This window comes from Shigella sp. FC1661 (assembly GCF_001712525.1).
Lineage (GTDB): Bacteria > Pseudomonadota > Gammaproteobacteria > Enterobacterales > Enterobacteriaceae > Escherichia > Escherichia coli.
In genome coordinates this window covers 1-22,104 of sequence record NZ_MDGW01000519.1, presented here as the reverse complement: position 1 = coordinate 22,104, position 22,104 = coordinate 1, and the positions used below count along the sequence as shown (strand labels likewise).

General features: G+C 50.3%; 16 protein-coding genes, 1 tRNA gene and 4 pseudogenes. 5 read left to right on the top strand and 16 right to left on the bottom strand.

Annotation, left to right across the window (positions count from 1 at the left end):
- Positions 1 to 254: pseudogene (locus BFF42_RS21575) on the bottom strand (IS1-like element transposase); the annotation flags it as partial.
- An 83-nt stretch (positions 255 to 337) separates the two neighbouring features.
- Between BFF42_RS21575 and yejO the strand changes: the two are divergent.
- Positions 338 to 2,671: an autotransporter YejO gene (gene yejO / locus BFF42_RS21570; protein WP_072037204.1), complete on the top strand. Its 2,334-nt coding sequence runs from the start codon at positions 338 to 340 to the stop codon at positions 2,669 to 2,671.
- Positions 2,672 to 2,773: 102 nt separating this feature from the next.
- Here the strand turns inward: yejO and BFF42_RS21565 are convergent.
- From BFF42_RS21565 to BFF42_RS21555, 3 genes are all read right to left on the bottom strand, one after another.
- Positions 2,774 to 2,850: transfer RNA gene (locus BFF42_RS21565), tRNA-Pro, on the bottom strand.
- 74 nt (positions 2,851 to 2,924) lie between these two features.
- Positions 2,925 to 4,685, bottom strand: coding sequence for an LPS biosynthesis-modulating metalloenzyme YejM (gene yejM, locus BFF42_RS21560; RefSeq protein WP_000256196.1), 1,761 nt, complete (start codon positions 4,683 to 4,685; stop codon positions 2,925 to 2,927).
- A gap of 19 nt (positions 4,686 to 4,704) precedes the next feature.
- Entirely contained in the window at positions 4,705 to 4,932 is a 228-nt protein-coding gene (locus tag BFF42_RS21555) for a YejL family protein (RefSeq protein ID WP_001135667.1), read from the bottom strand.
- Positions 4,933 to 5,113: 181 nt separating this feature from the next.
- Between BFF42_RS21555 and yejK the strand changes: the two genes are divergently transcribed.
- On the top strand, positions 5,114 to 6,121 hold the full coding sequence (yejK, locus tag BFF42_RS21550; protein ID WP_000050791.1) for a nucleoid-associated protein YejK: 1,008 nt from the start codon (positions 5,114 to 5,116) through the stop codon (positions 6,119 to 6,121).
- Positions 6,122 to 6,258: 137 nt separating this feature from the next.
- On the opposite strand, the gene rplY is transcribed toward yejK, so the two are convergent.
- The gene (gene rplY / locus BFF42_RS21545; RefSeq protein ID WP_000494180.1) at positions 6,259 to 6,543 is read right to left on the bottom strand and encodes a 50S ribosomal protein L25; all 285 of its coding nucleotides are present in this window, start codon (positions 6,541 to 6,543) and stop codon (positions 6,259 to 6,261) included.
- 124 nt (positions 6,544 to 6,667) lie between these two features.
- Entirely contained in the window at positions 6,668 to 8,428 is a 1,761-nt protein-coding gene (gene radD / locus BFF42_RS21540) for a DNA repair helicase RadD (protein ID WP_000578079.1), read from the bottom strand.
- Positions 8,429 to 8,576: 148 nt separating this feature from the next.
- On the opposite strand from radD, the gene rsuA reads away from it, so the two are divergent.
- The 3 genes and pseudogenes from rsuA to BFF42_RS21525 all read left to right on the top strand — a co-directional run bounded on the left by rsuA (position 8,577) and on the right by BFF42_RS21525 (position 11,156).
- On the top strand, positions 8,577 to 9,272 hold the full coding sequence (rsuA, locus tag BFF42_RS21535; RefSeq protein ID WP_001234850.1) for a 16S rRNA pseudouridine(516) synthase RsuA: 696 nt from the start codon (positions 8,577 to 8,579) through the stop codon (positions 9,270 to 9,272).
- Between the two features lie 27 nt (positions 9,273 to 9,299).
- Positions 9,300 to 10,479: pseudogene (gene bcr, locus BFF42_RS21530) on the top strand (multidrug efflux MFS transporter Bcr).
- Between the two features lie 332 nt (positions 10,480 to 10,811).
- Positions 10,812 to 11,156 (top strand): YejG family protein, encoded by a 345-nt coding sequence (locus BFF42_RS21525; protein WP_000202791.1) that lies wholly within the window; start codon positions 10,812 to 10,814, stop codon positions 11,154 to 11,156.
- A 3-nt stretch (positions 11,157 to 11,159) separates the two neighbouring features.
- Here the strand turns inward: BFF42_RS21525 and yejF are convergent, their stop codons facing one another.
- The 10 genes and pseudogenes from yejF to BFF42_RS21475 form a co-directional block, all read right to left on the bottom strand.
- On the bottom strand, positions 11,160 to 12,749 hold the full coding sequence (yejF, locus tag BFF42_RS21520) for a microcin C ABC transporter ATP-binding protein YejF (RefSeq protein WP_000194881.1): 1,590 nt from the start codon (positions 12,747 to 12,749) through the stop codon (positions 11,160 to 11,162).
- 1 nt (position 12,750) lies between these two features.
- Positions 12,751 to 13,776, bottom strand: coding sequence for an ABC transporter permease (locus BFF42_RS21515; protein WP_000088919.1), 1,026 nt, complete (start codon positions 13,774 to 13,776; stop codon positions 12,751 to 12,753).
- A complete protein-coding gene (locus tag BFF42_RS21510; protein ID WP_000501594.1) occupies positions 13,776 to 14,870 on the bottom strand; it encodes a microcin C ABC transporter permease YejB in 1,095 nt (364 codons plus the stop codon). Before BFF42_RS21510 ends, BFF42_RS21515 begins: the two co-directional genes overlap by 1 nt.
- Positions 14,871 to 16,685: an extracellular solute-binding protein gene (locus tag BFF42_RS21505; RefSeq protein ID WP_012421398.1), complete on the bottom strand. Its 1,815-nt coding sequence runs from the start codon at positions 16,683 to 16,685 to the stop codon at positions 14,871 to 14,873.
- Between the two features lie 81 nt (positions 16,686 to 16,766).
- A complete protein-coding gene (locus BFF42_RS21500; protein WP_000470573.1) occupies positions 16,767 to 18,323 on the bottom strand; it encodes a cyclic di-GMP phosphodiesterase in 1,557 nt (518 codons plus the stop codon).
- A 180-nt stretch (positions 18,324 to 18,503) separates the two neighbouring features.
- Positions 18,504 to 19,070, bottom strand: coding sequence for a bifunctional murein DD-endopeptidase/murein LD-carboxypeptidase (gene mepS, locus BFF42_RS21495; RefSeq protein WP_000241011.1), 567 nt, complete (start codon positions 19,068 to 19,070; stop codon positions 18,504 to 18,506).
- A 411-nt stretch (positions 19,071 to 19,481) separates the two neighbouring features.
- Positions 19,482 to 20,195, bottom strand: coding sequence for a Kdo(2)-lipid A phosphotransferase (gene lpxT, locus BFF42_RS21490; protein WP_039059127.1), 714 nt, complete (start codon positions 20,193 to 20,195; stop codon positions 19,482 to 19,484).
- A gap of 38 nt (positions 20,196 to 20,233) precedes the next feature.
- On the bottom strand, positions 20,234 to 21,220 hold the full coding sequence (yeiR, locus tag BFF42_RS21485; protein WP_000198822.1) for a zinc-binding GTPase YeiR: 987 nt from the start codon (positions 21,218 to 21,220) through the stop codon (positions 20,234 to 20,236).
- Positions 21,221 to 21,337: 117 nt separating this feature from the next.
- Positions 21,338 to 21,769 (bottom strand): annotated as a pseudogene (locus BFF42_RS21480) (mannitol dehydrogenase family protein); the annotation flags it as partial.
- 9 nt (positions 21,770 to 21,778) lie between these two features.
- Positions 21,779 to 22,104 (bottom strand): annotated as a pseudogene (locus BFF42_RS21475) (IS1-like element IS1B family transposase); the annotation flags it as partial.

The window sequence follows — 22,104 nt, the reverse complement described above, 5'->3', positions numbered from 1 at the left end:
TTTTAAGTGACGTAAAACCGTGTTGAGGCCAACGCCCATAATGCGTGCACTGGCGCGACATCCGACGCCATTCATGGCCATATCAATGATTTCTGGTGCGTACCGGGCTGAGAGGCGGTGTAAGTGAACTGTAGTTGCCATGTTTTACGGCAATGAGAGCAGAGATAGCGCTGATGTCCGGCAGTGCTTTTGCCGTTACGCACCACGCCTTCAGTAGCGGAGCAGGAAGGACATCTGATGGAAATGGAAGCCACGCAAGCACCTTAAAATCACCATCATACACTAAATCAGTAAGTTGGCAGCATTACCAATTAACGGAGGGTATCAGTACATTGAAATGAATGGTACCGCAGAATACTCAGTATTAAATGACGGTTATCAAATTGTTCAAATGGGTGGCGCGGCAAACCAGACTACCCTCAATAATGGTGTGCTACAGGTTTATGGCGCAGCGAATGATCCCACGATTAAAGGCGGGCGCTTAATCGTTGAAAAATATGGGATTACCGTCCTTGCCGCTATCGAAAAGGGAGGATTACTGGAGGTTAAAGAGGGGGGATTAGCGATTGCGGTAGATCAGAAAGCAGGCGGTGCTATTAAAGCAAGCACGCGGGTCATGGAGGCATTCGGAACAAACCGTCTCGGTCAGTTCGAAATCAAGAATGGTATTGCTAACAATATGCTGTTGGAAAACGGCGGAAGTTTGCGAGTTGAAGAAAATGACTTCGCTTATAATACTACTGTAGATAGTGGCGGCTTACTGGAGGTTATGGATGGCGGGACTGCAACTGGCGTTGATAAAAAAGCAGGCGGAAAATTAATTGTCTCAACGAATGCGCTGGAAGTGAGTGGTACAAACAGTAAAGGCCAATTTAGTATAAAAGATGGTGTGTCAAAAAATTATGAACTGGATGATGGTTCCGGGCTCATTGTTATGGAGGACACGCAGGCCATTGATACTATCCTTGATGAGCATGCCACTATGCAATCGCTGGGAAAGGATACTGGTACGAAAGTGCAGGCAAATGCGGTATATGATCTCGGTCGATCAGACCAGAATGGAAGTATCACGTATTCCTCTAAAGCCATCTCTGAAAATATGGTTATCAACAATGGCCGCGCTAATGTCTGGGCTGGCACAATGGTTAACGTGTCAGTCAGAGGGAATGATGGCATTCTTGAGGTCATGAAGCCGCAAATAAATTATGCACCCGCTATGTTGGTGGGTAAGGTAGTGGTTTCTGAGGGCGCTTCTTTTAGAACGCATGGTGCCGTGGATACCAGCAAAGCGGACGTTTCGCTCGAAAATAGCGTATGGGCCATCATTGCCGATATCACTACGACGAACCAAAACACCCTCCTCAACTTAGCCAACCTTGCGATGTCTGACGCAAATGTGATTATGATGGATGAGCCAGTGACTCGTTCATCAGTGACGGCAAGTGCGGAAAATTTCATTACGTTGACCACCAATACCCTGTCGGGAAACGGCAATTTTTATATGCGTACCGATATGGCTAATCATCAGAGCGATCAGCTCAACGTCACCGGTCAGGCAACAGGTGATTTCAAAATATTCGTGACGGACACCGGTGCCAGCCCGGCAGCAGGAGATAGCCTTACACTGGTAACAACGGGCGGCGGTGATGCTGCATTTACGTTGGGCAATGCCGGAGGCGTTGTTGATATCGGTACGTATGAATATACCTTGCTGGATAATGGCAACCATAGCTGGAGTTTGGCAGAGAATCGCGCGCAAATTACCCCTTCAACCACTGATGTGCTGAATATGGCGGCCGCACAACCGCTGGTATTTGATGCAGAACTGGACACCGTGCGTGAGCGTCTTGGTAGCGTAAAAAGCGTTAGTTACGATACGGCGATGTGGAGTTCGGCAATTAACACCCGCAACAACGTGACCACTGATGCGGGAGCTGGTTTTGAGCAAACATTGACGGGCCTGACGCTCGGTATCGATAGCCGTTTCTCCCGTGAAGAAAGCAGTACAATTCGCGGCTTGTTCTTTGGTTACTCTCATTCTGATATTGGTTTTGATCGCGGCGGAAAAGGTAATATCGATAGCTATACCCTGGGGGCTTATGCCGGTTGGGAGCATCAGAACGGTGCCTATGTTGATGGGGTGGTGAAAGTTGACCGTTTTGCCAACACCATCCATGGCAAGATGAGTAATGGGGCAACAGCGTTTGGCGATTACAATAGTAACGGCGCGGGTGCTCATGTTGAGAGCGGGTTCCGTTGGGTTGACGGATTGTGGAGTGTTAGACCCTATCTGGCCTTTACCGGCTTTACCACAGATGGTCAGGACTACACGTTATCAAACGGCATGCGCGCTGATGTGGGAAATACCCGGATATTACGCGCTGAAGCGGGAACGGCGGTAAGCTATCACATGGACCTGCAAAATGGTACGACGCTGGAACCCTGGCTGAAAGCCGCCGTACGTCAGGAATACGCCGATTCTAACCATGTGAAAGTTAATGACGATGGCAAATTTAATAATGATGTGGCTGGAACCCCTGGCGTTTATCAGGCTGGGATAAGGTCATCGTTTACCCCGACGTTAAGCGGTCATTTGTCAGTCAGCTATGGCAATGGCGCAGGGGTAGAATCGCCGTGGAATACTCAGGCGGGAGTGGTCTGGACGTTCTGATAACAGAAAATAAACAGGCTGTGATGTGTCACGGTCTGTTTATCAAATTAATTGCAGATATAAAAAAACCAACCGTAAAGGTTGGTTTTTTCTTGGGATTTTTGGTCGGCACGAGAGGATTTGAACCTCCGACCCCCGACACCCCATGACGGTGCGCTACCAGGCTGCGCTACGTGCCGACTCGTGGCTGCTAATACTACCGTTTTCCACACCGATTGCAAGTAAGATATTTCGCTAACTGATTTATAATTAATCAGTTAGCGATAAAACGCTTCTCGTCTGTCAGCACTTGCAATAACAAACTTAACTGTGGTTTTTCATCTTTCACTCTTTCACCACGTAAGTTGTAAGTGCGGTATTTACCGTTATTGTTCAGCACCAGCGTCTTTTTCGGGGTGGTAATTGCCAGCGTATCGTTATCCGCTGCAGTGACCCAGTAATGACGGCGTTGAGGGTTGAACAAATCCTGACCTTGCGAATATTCGCTGGCAGGTGTGCTGACATGTAGCAGGCGTTGCATCAGCGTCGTCATCAGATCGGTATGATCAGTCAGCGCATTAATACGCTGCGCCGGCGTGCCTGGCCAGTGAATCACTAATGGCACCTGCAGATGACCGTGGGACCAGTCAAAGGTTTCTTCGTCTTCGCTCAGCGGAATACCCCGACCGGCAGTGATAATCACAACCGTATTGTCCAGTTTGCCAGAATCAAGCAGTGCATTGAGCACGCGGTTGATCTGGTCATCGACATTGCCTGCCGCCCGGCTATATTTCCGTGCAAATGCCTGCTGATTGCTGTCGTCAATGTTAGTGCCATTGAAAGAGACCCACGAGAACCAGCGGTTATCTTCTTGTGCGTAGCGGCCCAGCCAGTTGATCCACTGCGTGGCGGTCTGCTCGTCGGATTGGGTGCGTACGCTCGGCATCGAGAAATCTGACAACAATGCCTGGCGATACAGCGGACTGGTAAAGCCATCTGACGAGAATAATCCCAGCTGATAGCCTTGCTGATTAAGCGCAGTAATTAACGCCGCAGGGGTACGGGTCGACAGAATGCCGTCCATATAGCTCGGCGAGATGCCATAGAACAGGCCAAAGATGCCGTTGTCTGTAGTGTTGCCGGAGCTCATATGGCGCGTGAACGAAATATTTTGCTCAGCAAAACCTGCCAGCGCAGGCATCTGCTTCTCGAAGCGTGAGTAGTTCAGGCCATCGACAGTAATCAACAGCACATTCTGCCCGGTGCCCATATCGCGATAGCGCAGTTCGCTTAACGGATACTGTACGGAAACGGCGTCTGGATTACCTTGCTCAATAAGACGGCGTTGATACTCCTGCGCATCAAGCAGGCCATGCTTCTCAAGGAAACGTCGCGCCGTCATCGGGTACGAAAGCGGCAGGTTAGCGCGCTGCATGGTGATCGGGCGATAGAAGTTGGCATCGGCCCAGATATACACCACATGCGAGGCGATAAAGGCGATAAATAAGAATGCGGCCAGCGGGCGCGCGAAGCGTCGACGACGCGTCAGGCTGCGCAGCTTTTGCCAGCTCCACGTCGCAAACACCAGTTCAAGCAATAAAATAACCGGCACGCTGATGAACATCAGCTGCCAGTCGCGCGCCATCTCATTTTCGTCTGGGTTGATAACCAACTGCCAGACGATGGGATTAAGATGGAGATGGAAACGAGTAAAGACTTCGCTATCGATCAGTAATAGCGTCATTCCCGCCGTTGCCAGAATGACGGACAAAAACCTCATCAGCCTCTGGGAGCCGACGATAAAGGTCAGCGGGAAGAGGATCAGCAAGTAGGTGGCGAACACCAGGAAGCTGAAATGGCCGATAATGCTTACGTAGGAATAAATGCGACCAGCAAGCGTTGTCGGCCAGTCGGCGATAAACAGGTAACGGCTGCCAATGACGAGCGAAAGCAGAATATTGAACAGTGCAAACCAGTGCCCCCAACTGACCATCTGGGAGACTTTTTCACGGTAGCGCTGACGATGAGTTACCATAACCTGTTATCTGTTTCCCTTAGTGCGCTTTGTCTTCGTTGATAGAGGACTGTAAGGCGCGGGCAAAAGAGTTGGCAATTGCCTGGCGTTGGGCCGGGGCAATGCTGGTGTTGATAAGGTTAGTGACCATGTTGCCTAACACCATCAGGGAAAGGTCGGTCGGAGCCTTATGTTTTTCCAGTACGTTGAGCAGCTCTGCGAGCAATTGTTCAACCTGTTCATCACTGTAGCGGGAAATTTGTGGCATAAATCGAAATCAGTTAGTTGATGAAAGGGCAACATATTACCGTAGCAACGGTTTTTTTTCTGCTTTTTTATGCGTTAAATCATTCTCGTTACGCTGCCTTCTGTAAAATGACCGCCATCTTTTATTGCGTCGCTTAACCGGCGGTGGTTGAATACCGCCCGGTCTTAAAGGAGAGTTTATCATGAGTCTGGATATCAACCAGATTGCTCTGCACCAGCTTATCAAGCGTGATGAGCAGAACCTTGAGCTGGTGTTGCGCGATTCATTGCTGGAACCGACAGAAACCGTCGTTGAGATGGTGGCAGAACTGCATCGGGTCTATAGCGCCAAAAATAAAGCTTACGGCTTGTTTAGCGAAGAGAGTGAACTGGCGCAGACGCTGCGCTTACAGCGTCAGGGCGAAGAGGACTTTCTGGCATTTAGCCGCGCGGCAACCGGGCGCCTGCGTGACGAATTAGCGAAATATCCTTTTGCTGACGGTGGATTCGTGCTGTTTTGCCACTACCGTTATCTGGCGGTGGAGTATCTGCTGGTGGCAGTTCTGAGCAACCTGAGCAGTATGCGCGTTAACGAAAATCTCGACATCAACCCAACCCATTATCTTGATATCAATCATGCGGATATTGTTGCGCGTATCGATTTAACCGAATGGGAAACCAATCCAGAGTCCACCCGCTATCTCACTTTCCTGAAAGGGCGAGTAGGGCGCAAAGTGGCGGATTTCTTTATGGATTTCCTCGGGGCCAGCGAAGGATTGAACGCGAAAGCGCAAAACCGTGGGCTGTTGCAAGCGGTTGATGATTTCACTGCCGAAGCACAACTGGATAAAGCAGAGCGACAGAACGTGCGCCAGCAGGTTTATAGCTACTGTAATGAGCAGCTGCAGGCAGGCGAAGAGATCGAACTGGAATCGCTGTCGAAAGAGCTGGCAGGCGTAAGCGAAGTGAGCTTCACGAAGTTTGCGGCTGAAAAAGGCTACGAACTGGAAGAGAGCTTCCCGGCAGACCGTAGCACACTGCGTCAGTTGACGAAGTTTGCCGGTAGCGGCGGTGGCTTGACTATTAACTTTGATGCGATGCTGTTAGGTGAACGCATCTTCTGGGATCCAGCAACCGATACTTTGACCATTAAAGGCACGCCGCCGAATTTGCGCGACCAATTGCAGCGCCGGACGTCTGGCGGCAATTAATCGGTTTTGTGTTCTGAATGCCAGATGCGGCGTGAACGCCTTATCTGGCCTGCAAAAAATAGCAATACCGTAATCAGGCATAATCTGCAGATACAAAAACCCCGCCGGAGCGGGGTTTTTTACAACTTATTCAGCAATTAAGCGCGAACGAAGTCGATGTGCTGCAGCTTCGGTTTGTACGGGTGACGCTGTACGTCCTGAGCTTTAACTTTGATTTCTTTACCGTCAACAACGATGGTCAGAACTTCGCTGTAGAATTCAGCTTTAGCTTGCATGTTTATGACTTTGTCGTGATCCAGCTCGATAGCCAGCGGTGCTTCTTTGCCACCGTAGATGATTGCCGGGAACTTGTTAGCGGCACGCAGGCGGCGGCTCGCACCCTTACCCTGCTCTTTACGTACTTCTGCGTTGATAGTAAACATTTCTTTCTCTCTTAAATTAATCCTGCTACAGGCGACCCAGCAACAGGTAAGTGATCTGCTTTGCGTATGCAAAAGCGGGCGAGATTCTATACTCAATCGCCTTATACATCAATCAAAACTACCATTAACCGCGTAATTCGTGCGCCCGACGAAAACGACCTTCGTAATCGAACACTTTTTCACGCACCTGCCAGTACTGACCTTTCATGCGGGCGACGACAAAATCCGGATGTCGCAGTAAGGCTTGCTGGGCGAGGATATCGGCGGCGGTGATCCAGCGCAGAGGGATGCCCGGTGTGCGCGTATGCGGGCGGATAAAAAGCTGCTCGAAGGCAGTTCGCTGGGCGGGCGTTTGCAGACGGAAACGCTCACTCACATCCGCGCCGTCTTCATCGTAATAGGTGATTTTCAACCATTCGCCTTTCTCGTCGTGCCCATGCTGTAAAGACATGCCGCTACAGCGTAATACCAGCGCGTCTTTCAGTCGTAGCGCCGCTTTTAACATATCATCCGGATCAACCAGTACCGTGTCACATTCGCGGCAGCGGCGGGCGGCAATATCGTTTTCCGCGTTACATTGCGGGCAATTTTTAAAACGGAAACGGAAGTCACACTGTTCGCGATGGCCGTCGTCATCTTCAAACCATCCCTGACAGCGACGACCAAAGTGTTCAATCAATGTCCCGTCGGCGGTCGTTTTCCCCCAAAAGGTGTTGGCAAAACCGCAGGCAGGGCAGAAAACCTGTACCGGGACGTTGTCACTTTTGCCTTTCGGTGTACCAACTTCCGGCGCGTAGAGGTCGTGAGGATTACCCGCATAATCAAGAATTAAGCAATCAGTCTTGCCAGGAGCGAGACGCAGACCGCGCCCGACAATTTGTTGGTAAAGACTCACTGATTCGGTAGGACGCAGAATGGCGATAAGATCGACGTGCGGGGCGTCAAATCCGGTGGTCAGTACCGCGACGTTGACCAGATAGCGAAAACGCTGGGCTTTAAAATCTTCAATTAACACATCGCGCTCAGCGCCGGGGGTGTCGCCAGTAATCAGTGCTGCATCTTCGGCAGGCAGTAATCCCACAATCTCTTTTGCGTGTTCAACGGTGGCGGCGAAAATCATTACCCCTTTGCGCTTTTCGGCGAACTCCATGATCTGGCTGATGATATGTGGCGTAATGCGTTGCTGTTTTTTCAGCTCACGGTTGAGATCAGCTTCGCTGAACAGCCCGTTACTCTGTGCCTGCAAGCGGCTGAAATCGTATTGCACTACTGGCATATCCAGTCGTTCTGGCGGCGTCAGATAGCCGTGTTTAATCATATAACGCAGCGGCAGCTCATAAATGCAGTCACGGAAAAGGGCTTTCTCATCGCCGCGTACCATGCCGTGATAATGGAACTGGTAGATCCAGCCTTTGCCCAATCGAAAAGGCGTGGCAGTCAGCCCCAGCAGGCGTAAGTGGGGATTCACTTTAGTCAGGTGAGTGAGGATTTGCTGATACTGGCTCTCTTCATCGTCACCAATACGGTGGCATTCATCGACAATCAACAGCGAAAATTCACCCTGAAAGGCATCAAGATTACGAGCGACCGACTGCACGCTGCCAAATACCACTTTACCGTGGCTCTCTTTGCGCTTTAACCCAGCGGCAAAAATATCGGCTTCCAGCCCCAGCGCCTGATACTTTGCATGGTTTTGCGCCACCAGTTCTTTGACGTGTGCCAGCACCAGAACACGACCACGCGCCAGCCGTGCCAGTTCGGCAATCACCAGGCTTTTACCTGCGCCGGTGGGCAGCACGATAACGGCAGGGGTTTTATGACGACGAAAATGGTTGAGCGTGGCATCCACGGCTTCTTGCTGATATGGGCGGAGTGTAAAAATCATGGTCTCGCGTAGGTAGATTATTCTGCTAATAGTATGCCATGGATCTTTTTCCCTTGAGGGATGTTATTAGACCGCTATACTGGGCAGACAACAGTTCAGATTTTCGGGTCAATGCCCGACCTCCGTTTTTACAGGCAAAATCACACACATGCGACTTGATAAATTTATCGCACAGCAACTCGGCGTTAGCCGTGCTATTGCCGGGCGTGAAATCCGCGGCAATCGTGTCACCGTCGATGGCGAAATTGTTCGTAATGCAGCGTTCAAACTGCTTCCTGAACATGATGTCGCTTACGATGGCAACCCGCTGGCGCAGCAACATGGTCCACGTTACTTCATGCTCAATAAGCCTCAGGGCTATGTTTGCTCCACGGACGACCCTGATCACCCAACGGTGCTCTATTTTCTGGATGAACCGGTAGCCTGGAAACTGCACGCCGCAGGACGTCTGGATATCGATACCACCGGTCTGGTGCTGATGACTGATGATGGTCAGTGGTCGCACCGCATTACTTCTCCGCGCCATCATTGCGAGAAGACCTATCTGGTGACACTGGAATCACCTGTAGCTGACGATACGGCAGAGCAATTTGCTAAAGGCGTGCAGCTGCATAACGAAAAAGATCTCACTAAGCCTGCGGTGCTGGAAGTGATTACCCCAACGCAGGTTCGTCTGACCATCAGCGAAGGGCGTTATCATCAGGTGAAACGCATGTTCGCCGCCGTGGGTAACCACGTGGTTGAGCTGCATCGTGAACGTATTGGCGGTATTACGCTGGATGCTGATTTAGCCCCCGGTGAATATCGTCCGTTAACTGAAGAAGAAATTGCCAGCGTCGTCTAACTTTTCAATGACTTTCAGGAGCCCGTTGTGACCACCCGACAGCATTCGTCGTTTGCTATTGTTTTTATCCTTGGCCTGCTGGCCATGTTGATGCCGCTGTCGATTGATATGTATCTGCCCGCGCTACCGGTAATTTCAGCGCAGTTTGGCGTACCGGCGGGCAGTACGCAGATGACCCTCAGTACTTATATTCTGGGCTTTGCGTTGGGGCAGTTAATCTACGGGCCGATGGCAGACAGCTTCGGGCGTAAGCCGGTGGTGCTCGGCGGTACGCTGGTGTTTGCCGCCGCCGCGGTGGCGTGTGCGTTGGCACAAACCATCGATCAGCTGATTGTGATGCGTTTTTTCCACGGGCTGGCTGCGGCTGCGGCCAGCATGGTTATCAACGCTTTGATGCGTGATATCTACCCGAAAGAAGAGTTCTCGCGGTGTCATGCTGGTGACGACCATTGCACCGCTGATGGCACCGATAGTTGGCGGCTGGGTGCTGGTGTGGCTGAGCTGGCATTACATCTTCTGGATCCTCGCCGTGGCGGCGATTCTGGCTTCGGCAATGATCTTCTTTCTGATCAAAGAAACCTTACCACCGGAGCGTCGCCAGCCTTTTCACATTCGTACTACTATTGGTAACTTTGCGGCGCTGTTCCGTCATAAGCGTGTCCTGAGTTATATGCTGGCCAGCGGTTTCAGCTTTGCCGGAATGTTCTCGTTCCTGAGCGCCGGACCGTTTGTCTACATTGAAATTAACCACGTCGCGCCGGAAAACTTTGGTTATTACTTTGCACTAAACATTGTTTTCCTGTTCGTGATGACCATCTTTAACAGCCGCTTCGTTCGCCGCATTGGCGCGTTAAATATGTTCCGCTCGGGGTTGTGGATACAATTTATTATGGCAGCGTGGATGGTCATCAGTGCGCTGCTGGGGCTGGGATTCTGGTCGCTGGTGGTTGGCGTTGCGGCGTTTGTGGGCTGTGTGTCGATGGTGTCATCCAATGCGATGGCGGTCATTCTTGATGAGTTTCCCCATATGGCGGGAACGGCATCTTCGCTGGCAGGAACCTTCCGTTTTGGCATAGGGGCAATTGTTGGCGCATTGCTTTCTCTTGCGACCTTTAACTCTGCATGGCCGATGATTTGGTCAATTGCATTCTGCGCAAGCAGCTCCATTCTCTTCTGTCTGTACGCCAGTCGACCGAAAAAACGGTGATCTATTGCACAACGAGGAAGCTAAAAGGCTTCCTTTGTTGATGCATGTCAACCACAAATCTATCATTCCCCCGATATATGTTTATTTTATGTAAAATCAATTTATGTAAAAAGTCACATCATTGTAGTTAAAAAGGTTGAGTTAGATCGCAGAAACGGGTACATATAGCCCCGCAAACGTGACCACGCCCGCAGATATTACTTAAATCAGAGCCATAGAGGCCACGCAGGCGAGGCATCAATCTTTACGATCTGTATAAAGACGGATTGTTGATGATGTGTTAAAATTGATGTAAACAAATTGTGAAGTAAATGTGCTTCCGGGGAAAATAAGTGACTTCATTACAACTCTCAATCGTCCATCGTCTACCGCAGAACTTTCGCTGGTCTGCTGGTTTCGCAGGTTCGAAGGTTGAACCGATTCCGCAAAATGGACCGTGCGGTGACAACAGCCTGGTGGCGCTTAAATTGCTTAGCCCGGATGGTGATAATGCATGGTCGGTGATGTACAAACTAAGCCAGGCGTTAAGCGACATCGAAGTTCCGTGTTCGGTGCTGGAGTGTGAAGGTGAGCCGTGCCTGTTTGTAAATCGCCAGGACGAGTTTGCTGCAACATGCCGATTGAAAAATTTTGGTGTGGCAATTGCCGAACCCTTTTCAAACTACAATCCTTTTTAAGCGTCAGCTCAACGCCAGTAGCTGACGCGTATACTCCTGCTGCGGTGCGGCAAACACGCGCGCGCACGGTCCTTGTTCCACTACTTCCCCTTGTCGCAGTACGATAACCTGATGACATAACGCGCGGACAACGTGCAAATCGTGGCTGATAAACAAATAGGCCAGTTGCTGCTTTTGTTGCAATGATTTCAATAGCGTCAATATTTGCGCCTGTACCGTTTTGTCGAGTGATGATGTCGGTTCATCAAGTATGATCAGCGAGGGCTTAAGAATTAATGCCCTGGCAATTGCAATACGTTGTCGCTGACCACCAGAGAACTCCGCCGGATAACGGTGGCGTGTTTCAGGATCTAATCCCACTTCATGCATCACGGCTATCACTTGTTGTTCGCGTTGTGCGGCAGAAAGCGTCGGCTGGTGAACCCGTAAGCCTTCCTCAATAATCTGCAAAACGTTGAGTCGTGGGTTGAGCGAGGAGTTTGGATCCTGAAATACCACCTGAATGCGATGACGAATAGGTAACAGCTGGCGGCGATTTAAATTTTGCAGTGGCTGACCGTCAAAGATGATGCTGCCCTGAGAATTAATCAGTCGCAGCAGCGCCAGTCCCGTCGTACTTTTCCCGGAACCGGACTCGCCCACTAAACCCAGTGTTTCACCCGCTCGTAGCGTAAAACTGATGTTTTTCACCACCACATTATGATCCACAATGCGCTTCAAAATCCCTTTGCGAATGGGGAAGGCAACCTGAAGCTGTTCAACATCCAGCAACGTTGAGGCAGGTTCTGGCAACGGCACTGGATCGCCTGACGGTTCACTGTTGAGTAGCTTTTGTGTGTAAGGATGAGTGGGTGAGGCAAATAGCGTAGCGGCGTAATTTTGCTCGACACAGCGACCGTTTTGCATTACCGCCACGCGGTGGGCCAGTTTTCTGACAATGCTGAGGTTATGAGTAATAAACAGCATGCCCATATTCAGCTCGCCTTGCAGTTCGCGCAACAGCTGTAAAATCTGCGCCTGGACAGAGACGTCCAGTGCGGTGGTCGGTTCATCGGCAATTAATAATTCCGGTCGCGTTAACAGCGCCATCGCAATCATCACCCGCTGGCGTTCGCCGCCGGAGAGCTGATGCGGATAATCTGTCAGCCGTTTTGCCGCCTGGCGGATACCAACGCGATCAAGGCAGTTAAGAATTTCGCCTCGAGCCGCTTCCCGACGCATCCCGCGGTGGAGTGAAAGCACTTCATAAAGCTGTTTTTCCAGGGTATGCAATGGATTTAACGACACCATCGGCTCTTGAAAAATCATGGCGATCTTATTACCGCGTACACCGCGCAACGTTTGATCGCTGGCATGAAGCAGCGATTCGCCACGAAAACGAATATCGCCGGAGAGATATTCAACCGGCGGGGAAGGGAGCAGGCGTAAAATTGACAGCGCGGTAACGCTTTTGCCTGAACCTGACTCACCCACCAGCGCCAGCGTTTCGCCAGCCTCAATCTGTAGTGAAACATCATTGACTACTGTACGTACGGTTTGCTGATGGCGAAAACCCACCGACAAATCTTCAATCGCTAACAGAGTTTGCGTCATGCTACACCGCCTTATTAGGATCAAATGCGTCGCGGACGGCTTCACCAATAAAGATCAGCAAAGACAATAATATCGCCACCGACAAGAAGGCGGTGATCCCAAGCCACGGAGCCTGAAGGTTATTTTTCCCTTGTAACAGCAGTTCACCGAGTGACGGTGAACCGAGCTGCAGACCGAAGCCGAGGAAATCGAGTGAGGTCAGGGTGGTGATCGAACTACATAAAATAAACGGTAAAAAGGTGAGGGTCGCGACCATGGCATTAGGCAACATATGACGCAGGATGATACTGCGATCGCTGACGCCAAGCGCCTGCGCCGCACGAATGTAGTCGAAATTACGAGTACGTAAAAACTCCGCCCGCACCACGCCGACCAGACTCATCCAGCCAAACAAGACAGTAATTGCCAGCAGCCACCAGAAGTTAGGCTGTACGACGCTGGAAAGTAAAATAATCAAAAACAGCGTCGGCATCCCCGACCATACTTCAATAAAGCGTTGTCCCCAGAGATCGACTTTACCGCCGTAATAGCCTTGTAGCGCCCCCGCCAGCACGCCCATCACGCTGGAACAGAGAGTCAGCATCAGGCCAAACAGAACCGAGATCCGCGTGCCATAGAGAATGCGTGCCAGCACATCGCCGCCGTTGGCATCCGTTCCCAGCCAGTTTTGCCGGGAGGGTGGAGAAGGGAAGGGCTTATCGGTAGCAAAGTTGATACTGGTAGCACCAAAGCGAATCGGTGCCCACAGTACCCAGCCGTTATTTTCCAGCCGTTGTTTCAGCCACGGGTCCTGATAATCAGCCTGACTTGCCAGCGGGCCGCCAAAATCGCTTTCGCTGTAGTTTTTCAACAACGGGAAATACCAACTGCCGTCATAACGTACCAGCAACGGTTTATCGTTGGCGATAAGCTCAGAACACAAACTCAAACCAAACAAGACGAGGAAAATCCATAACGACCAGTAGCCGCGACGGTTATGACGAAAACGCGCCCAACGGGCCTGATTGACGGGGCTGAGTCGCGACATTAACGTCCCTCAAAATCAATACGCGGATCAACCAGCGTATAGCTGATATCACTGACAATATTCAGCAGCAGGCCAATCAGGGTGAAAATATACAAGGTACCAAACATTACAGGATAATCGCGCGAGACGGTCGCTTCGTAGCCCAGTAAGCCCAGACCATTGAGTGAAAACATCACCTCAATCAGCAGCGAGCCGGTAAAAAACATGCTGATAAACGTCGCCGGAAAACCGGCAATCACCAGCAGCATGGCGTTGCGGAACACATGTTTCCAGAGAATATTTTTTTCACTTACCCCTTTCGCACGCGCGGTCACCACGTATTGCTTGCGCACTTCATCAAGGAATGAGTTTTTTGTCAGTATGGTCAGCGCCGCAAAGCCACCAATCACCGTCGCCAGCACCGGCAGCGTGATATGCCACAGATAATCGGTGATTTTCTGATACCACGGCAGCGAATCAAAGTTAGCGGAAACCAGGCCGCGTAGAGGGAACAGGTCGAAATAGCTGCCGCCCGCGAAGAAGACAATCAGCAGGATGGCAAACAAAAAGGCCGGAATGGCGTAGCCGATAATGATAAATGCGCTACTCCAGACGTCAAAGCGGCTCCCATTATGAACAGCTTTGCGAATGCCTAACGGAATCGACACCAGATAGATAATCAGCGTGCTCCACAATCCGAGGGTGATGGAAACCGGCAGACTGTCTTTAATCAGCGTCAGCACCGAGGCGCTGCGAAACAGGCTATCACCAAAATCAAAGCGGATGTAGTCCCAGAGCATTTTGAAGTAACGTTCGTGGATCGGCTTATCAAAACCGTAGCGATGAGTGATCTCAGCGATCACTTCTGGATCTAATCCGCGTCCGCCACGGTAATTACTGTCGCTGATATTGCCGACACCCGTTTGCGCATGGCTGGCACGAACACCTTCACCGCCTGCGCCGGGTAATACTCCGGCATTACCAAACTCAATGGCGGCGATGGCCTGGTCGACCGGACCGCCAGGCGCAATTTGCACGATGAAAAAGTTGATGGTGATAATCGCCCATAATGTTGGGATCACCAGCAACAGACGGCGAATCAGGTAAGCGCCCATCTACTCTCCCTGTTGCCTGGCTGACGGCAGTTTGGCCGCTTTATTAACGTCATACCACCAGGTATCGATACCCAGTCTGTAAACAGGGCGTACAGCGGGTTGGGAGAATTTATCCCACCAGGCGAGACGGTCTTCCGCCATGTACCACATTGGCAGCATGTAATAATTCCACGTTAATACGCGATCCAGTGCTCGCCCCAACGGCAATAATTTTTCTTTATTTCCCTGCGCGGCAATAATTTGGTTGATCAGTGAGTCGATAACCGGGCTTTGCACGCCGGGGGCATTATAAGTGGAATTGATATATTCCGATGACCAGGAAATCTGTAAATCGGAACTGGGCCACGGCATCGCCCGCCATAGGCGCGGCATCATGTCATAGTCGCGACTGCGCATGCGGTTGGTGATTTGCGAGTTATCCACCTTGCGAATGTCCATGTTGATACCCAGCCGTTGCAGGCTGTGCTGGAACGGCAATACCCACTGACTATTGCTGCTTGCGGGAAGCAATAATTCAAAGCTGAGTGGCTGACCCGTTGTGGCATTAACGCGTTGCTGACCCTTCAGCACCCAGCCCGCTTCGTTGAGAAGTGTGTCGGCTTTTAACAGGTTGTCACGATCGTAGCCATCGCCTTTAGATACCGGCGGCTGGTAGATTTGTGTGAAGACTTCTGGCGGTAGATCTTTTTTCATTGGTGCCAGAAGCACCAGCTCCGCGGCGTCGGGGTAATTTCTGGCCGCGTATTCGGTATTCTGAAAATAACTGTTTGTGCGACTCCAGGCGTTGTAAAACAACGCCTTGTTCATCCATTCAAAGTCAAAGGCGAGAGTGATTGCTTCCCGGACCCGGCGATCGCTGAATACCGGACGTTGGATATTAAACGCCAGCCAGCGCGTATCCTGGGCTGATTCGTTCTTTTGCTCATCTTTGATGATGTATTTTTTATCGAAATTTTTACCGGTATAACGCGTGGCCCAGTTTTTAGCGTCGTTTTCCATACGCAAATCAAAGGCACCTGCTTTAAACGCTTCAAAGGCGACATTATCATCGAGGTAATAATCGTAGCGAATGGTGTCGAAATTCCAGCGTCCACGGTTTACCGGTAAGTTTGCTGCCCAGTAATCTTTCACACGGGAATAGACAATATTTTGCCCCATTTTCCAGGACGTAACGCGGTACGGACCACTGGCAAGCGGAGGCGTGGCGAGCGGGTCGCTAAGTTTGTGATCCTTCCAGTACTTTTCTGGAAATACCGGCAGCGAAAACAGACTCAGCATATCTTCTTTGCCGGGTTTAGCTAACTCAATGCGCACGGTTAACGGTGCAATGGCTTTGACGGTGGTGCCTTTGTAGACCAGACGAAATTGCGGCACGCCTTCGGTCATAAATTTTTGAAAAGTAAACTCTACATCGCGGGCAGTAATGGGCGAACCATCATGAAAACGGGCGCGCGGATTAATAGCGACCTCCACCCAGGAATAATCGTCAGCATAGCGTGCACTTTCAGCAATCAGCGGGTAATAACTGCCTGGTTCGTCATCGGAAGTCGTAAATAGCGTGTCGTACAACTGCTCGGTGCGTGCGCCCGGGTTGCCGCGCAGTGCATAGCGGTTGAAATTATCGAAGGTACCGAGGGCTGACAACGTTATCTGCCCACCTTTTGGCGCGGCGGGGTTCACATAATCAAAATGGTTGAAATTAAATGCGTACCGGGGTTCGCCCAGCACGGCAAAGGCATAGCTTTCCTTGATAGCCTGCGCCTGCGCACCGAAGGTGAACAGGGCGATAAACAGCAGCAGTATGCGCACAATCATCTGCAACGGATTTCCTTTTACTCATCATTAGCCGCAATCCGGCATGCTTTCACTATGAATAATAAGGGACGTAAGCACACCTTACCACTGCGGCGTATACGGTTTCTTCAGCCAGCGAACAAAATCGTCCAGCGGTAACGGGCGACTAATCCAGTAGCCTTGCATGAAATTAACGCCGCGTTCGCTTAGCCATCGCGCCTGTTCCGGCGTTTCGACCCCTTCAGCAACCGTCAGCATATTGAGGCGTTTCGCCAGCGTCAGCACCGCGTCAAGTACGGGTGAAGTGATCGTTTCCGTACCGATGGCGTTGATAAATCCACGGTCAATTTTCAGATAATCGAGCGTAAAACGCTCAAGATAGATAAGCGCGCTGTGCCCGGTGCCGAAGTCATCAATAGCAATTTCTACGCCGACCGAGTGCAGCCAGGCGAAGAGTTGTGTGGCTTCTTGCTCTTTCAGCATATCGCGCTCGGTAATTTCCAGCACAATCTGGAAATGGTGTGCGGGCAGGGAAGTGAGCAGTTTCTGGATATCTGCTTTAAAGCTTTCGCTGTGCAGATGGTCCGGCGCAATGTTAATACCAAATTTGACGCCTACTGGCAGCACTTTTTCTAATTCTGCGGCATCGCGGGCAATTAACTCAAACAGGTGCTGAGTCAGCGGCACAATCATCTTTTGCGATTCGGCAAAGTTAATGAAGGCATCCGGGGGAATTTCTCCCGCGACAGGATGCCGCCAGCGTAGCAGTACTTCCAGGCCCGTTACTCGCAAAGCTTGTGTATCCACCACCGGTTGATACGCCACGTAAAATTGTTCGCGCTTGATGGCGGTCATGATTTCTCTGCCGGGGCGCATACGTACGCTCATCAGGTAATAGCAGAGCAGGCCAACGACAGTTCCACTCATGCCGCCCAGTAAAAATGCGTACCACACATCGTTCCATGTCCAGTCATCCGCATAAAGCCGAACGGTCAGAGGAATGCCCGCAATTTTAGTTTCACGGACCGGCATGTCGGTTAATTCATTAACGTTCATCAAACGTGAAGAAAAGGTAGATAGCGCAGTATTGCCAATAATGAGGGCGACGCCATCGTAATCTTCCTGCCGTGAACTATAAAAGAGAGAAGGCGTCAGGTTGAGATTCAGAGCGGCAAACACACCGCTATTTTTCAGCAAAGGGTTGCGATACCAGATGACGATTGCGGGTTTGTTCGGCACCATCGGCGTGCCGGGTAAGATCGCCATATCGACGTTTTTATTAATGTCGAGTGCCGGAATCAATTCATTGAGTGGAATGTCCATCTCACCAGTCGCAGATGAACAGAATGTTTTTTTATCTTTCACCAGCACAAACGTACGGACATTCATGCTAAACGCCGCGCGAGCGGTCAGTTCGGGGTTAGCCTGCTGGCAGGTATCTAAGGTCAGCGGCTGAAGCCGGTCAGTAGTGGATTTCAGGTCGGCAAAATAGGTATCGAGATACTTTTGTACGTCGATAATCAGTGTGTCGTATTTGACTTCGTGCTTATGCCAGGCCACTAAAAACTGAAGGCAGCTAACCAGTATCGCAATCATCACGCCCGCTACAATGCAGGTAAGCAGGAGCTTACGTCCAGAATTGGGAGCGCGTATGAACATGATTCCGTTAATTTCCTGAAATTACGACAACATTTAAAAGATAACAATGACCGGACTATAGCCTGGATCAAGACGCGGAAACATCATTTTCTCTGATGAATGAAAACAAAAAAGCACTGCCTAAGCAGTGCTTTCAGTTAACTCGTTAGGATAGCCAAGGGATTGCATCCAAACGGTTTATTAGCTGCGGCTGAGAACTCGGCGTGCTTCGTTGTAACGCTTCTTCCAGTACGGTTCATTCATGCTGGAAATAATAACACCACTGCTGGTGGAAGCATGGACAAACTGATTGTTGCCGATATAAATACCGACATGGCGTCCCGTTGAACCGGCACGGAACAGAACTAAATCACCCGTACGCAAATTACTGCGGGAAACAGATTTACCCATTTCCTGCTGTTCGTAAGTCGAACGCGGAAGTTCTAAGCCAAATTGCTCACGGAATGTACGCTGTACGAAACCAGAACAATCGATACCTTTTTTAGTGCTGCCGCCCAGACGATAACGTACGCCTTTCCAGTCAGCATACTGATCCATAATTCGCGATTTTACGTCGACATTACGAACCAGGTTTTCAAATTCATCCTGAGAAGCTTGCAGTGATGATGTTTCACTACCCACTGCACGTGTCTCAGGATGCATATTCTTTGCGGTGTTATTTGCACTACATGCAGAAAGCAGAACCGCTACTGCAATCGCGGGAATCCCGCGCAAGATATATCTCAAAATCGGTTGAGATTTGACCATGTTGTTTGTTTTCCCTTGAAGTCCTTAACGATAAATATCGTTATAAAAAAATGCCAAGCGACACGAGACTAATTACCTGGGCATGTTGAAACAATTCCTTAAGGCCAAATCTGTGGACTAACGCACAAAATTATATGCTGTGAGGATAATCTACCGCCGAGGCAAAACGAGTTCGAGATTACCCGATTGGTGCGGTCTTGGCGAGCGGTTTTACATGATTTTTTATAAGAAAAAGTGATACAGAAAGTTAATAAGCGGGATTGGTCAATTAAAGTACGATTGAGTGAAACGCATGCAATCCATTCATTTACTTAGAGAATGATTTTTGCGTTCGATAGATGAAAGCACGGTGCGCATCATCAGGATTATCCTCACTATAAAAATAAACCTGATGATGTTAATTACTGTGAGTTATTTGTTTTGGAAATGTTTGTTTTTTCCCGGTAGTGATTTGTCAAAAAAGGTGATTAATCGATCACTTAATGGCGTCAGCAACACCCAGGGCAAACCGATCAATATCACGGTCATCGAACCGACAATGATGTCAGTAAACCAGTGTGCGCCAATCATTACTCTGGGAAACGCAAAAACCACAAAAATAATAAGGGCGATAAGACCTGCAACTTTACCGAAATAACGCCACATGAATGCCGAAAAAATAAGCAGCATCATGCCGTGATCGCCGGGAAAGCTATCTCGTGAGGCATCTTTCGTGGGGACAGAGAGCAGTTCGCTGACGCGGTTAATATTAGTAAACGTCAATGTTGGGCTGGCCCGTTTTACAGGAATTAATGCCTGACCCAGCTGGTTTAATACCACTGCAGTTAATAGCATTACCAGACCAATAATCACGATACGTCGTCTGCCTGGGGCGTTTTCTTTCAGCCAGAAACTCAGCATCAACATTCCCATCGCCAGCAGAGAACAACCGTCGAAAGCGCGATTGTTGGTCAATGCAACCAGCCATAAAAAGGCCTTACTTTCGACCAGTTTCTGATTAAAGAAATAAAAAATATCCGCATCAATCGGCAACCATAATCCATGATTAACGGGAATATACCAGGAAAGAAACAGCGCGAGGCTGACAATATTCAACAACACTATTTGCGGCAAATTTTTAATCATATTTTCTCTAATTATCTTACTGAAAAACGCAGGCAACCTTACGCGGTAGTCGCTAAACGAAGCTTCAACAGCGCGCTCTGCAAGGCATTCCAGTCAGCTTCGCTGCTGGAAATCAGCTCAATACGGCTGTCCGGTGGCGCAACGTTTTGCGTTTCAATGTGCAGGTCATCGCCCTGACGGTTGATTCGTACCAGCCCTTCGGGAATACGCAGCACGCCTTTGACGCGTTCCACCGGTGCAAGTCGCGCCCATTCCAGAATGCCAATGGTGTCGAATACCGTATCAGCGTCGAATATCCAGCCGCAGGCCTGATATCCTTGCCCGCTGTTCAGACTGCGACGCCAGCGTTGATGCTCTGGCAGGCTTAACGCTGCTAACCCTTTTTTCACGACATGCTGATGAGAATGCGCGGCGCTGGCGGGCAACTCGGCTAAATTGCGACGCGGCAAATCCAGAAGATGACCGTCAACTTTCCCATGCTCACTGTGAATTAATTGTCGATCGCCACCATTTTGCTGCCACCAACGCTGTAGCGCTTGCTCACTTTCGGGCGTCGCACGGTCGGATTTATTGGCGACAATGATGTCTGCGGCAGCCAGCTGGTCACGGAAGTTTTCATTGCTGGCGCTTTTTTCGTCCAGCAGCAAGCGTGGATCGAGAATGCACAAGGTGGCGCGCAGATCTATCCACGGTTCATAGACTGGTGCGGTTAACAGATCGAGGATCTGTTTCGGATGGCCCAGCCCGGTCGGCTCTATCAACAAGCGGTCTGGTTTTCCCTGACGCAGTAAGGTATTCAACCCTACCTGCATGGGTAAACCATTAACGCAGCACATGCAGCCGCCGGGGATCTCTTTCAGCAATGCGCCGCTATCGGCGAGCAAAGCACCATCAATTCCGACTTCCCCAAATTCATTAACCAGTACCGCCCATTTTTCGTTGGGATCTTTATGGGCTAACAGATGAAGAATCGACGTGGTTTTCCCGCTGCCGAGAAAACCGGTGATGAGGTTGGTCCTGGTCACAACGGCTCCGCAATACTCTGGTAAGTTAACTGAGCGTTAATCCTGGCTAAAAAAGGCAGAAAAGAGAAGGGGAGAGCGGACGAAGGTGAGCTTCATCCGCTTTAACCGCAGAAATCGTTAAATTTTGAGGGTGTTTAATAGCGCCTGATGTGCGCCGAATTGTACGATTTGTTGCCAGGCTTGTTCGATGGCCTGCACAAAATGCGGGTTATCTGGCAGATCATCACCGAAAACTTCACGCAGGGAAAGCAGGGCGGTTACGCGTTGTTCACTGCTGCTGCCCGCAACAAGTTCGCGAATTTTATCGCTAAGCGGATCGCGAACATCAATGGCATTTCCGGCATCATCAACGCCGCTGACGTAACGCATCCAGCCAGCAACGCCTAATGCCAGCAACGACCAGTCCGTTTCGCGCCCCAGATGTATGCGAATACCTGCCAGCATACGTTGCGGTAATTTCTGGCTACCATCCATTGCGATTTGCCAGGTCTTATGTTTCAGCGCCGGATTAGCAAAACGTGCAATTAACTTGTCCGCATATTGGGTAATGACTCCAACTTATTGATAGTGTTTTATGTTCAGATAATGCCCGATGACTTTGTCATGCAGCTCCACCGATTTTGAGAACGACAGCGACTTCCGTCCCAGCCGTGCCAGGTGCTGCCTCAGATTCAGGTTATGCCGCTCAATTCGCTGCGTATATCGCTTGCTGATTACGTGCAGCTTTCCCTTCAGGCGGGATTCATACAGTGGCCAGCCATCCGTCATCCATATCACCACGTCAAAGGGTGACAGCAAGCTCATAAGACGCCCCAGCGTCGCCATAGTGCGTTCACCGAATACGTGCGCAACAACCGTCTTCCGGAGCCTGTCATACGCGTAAA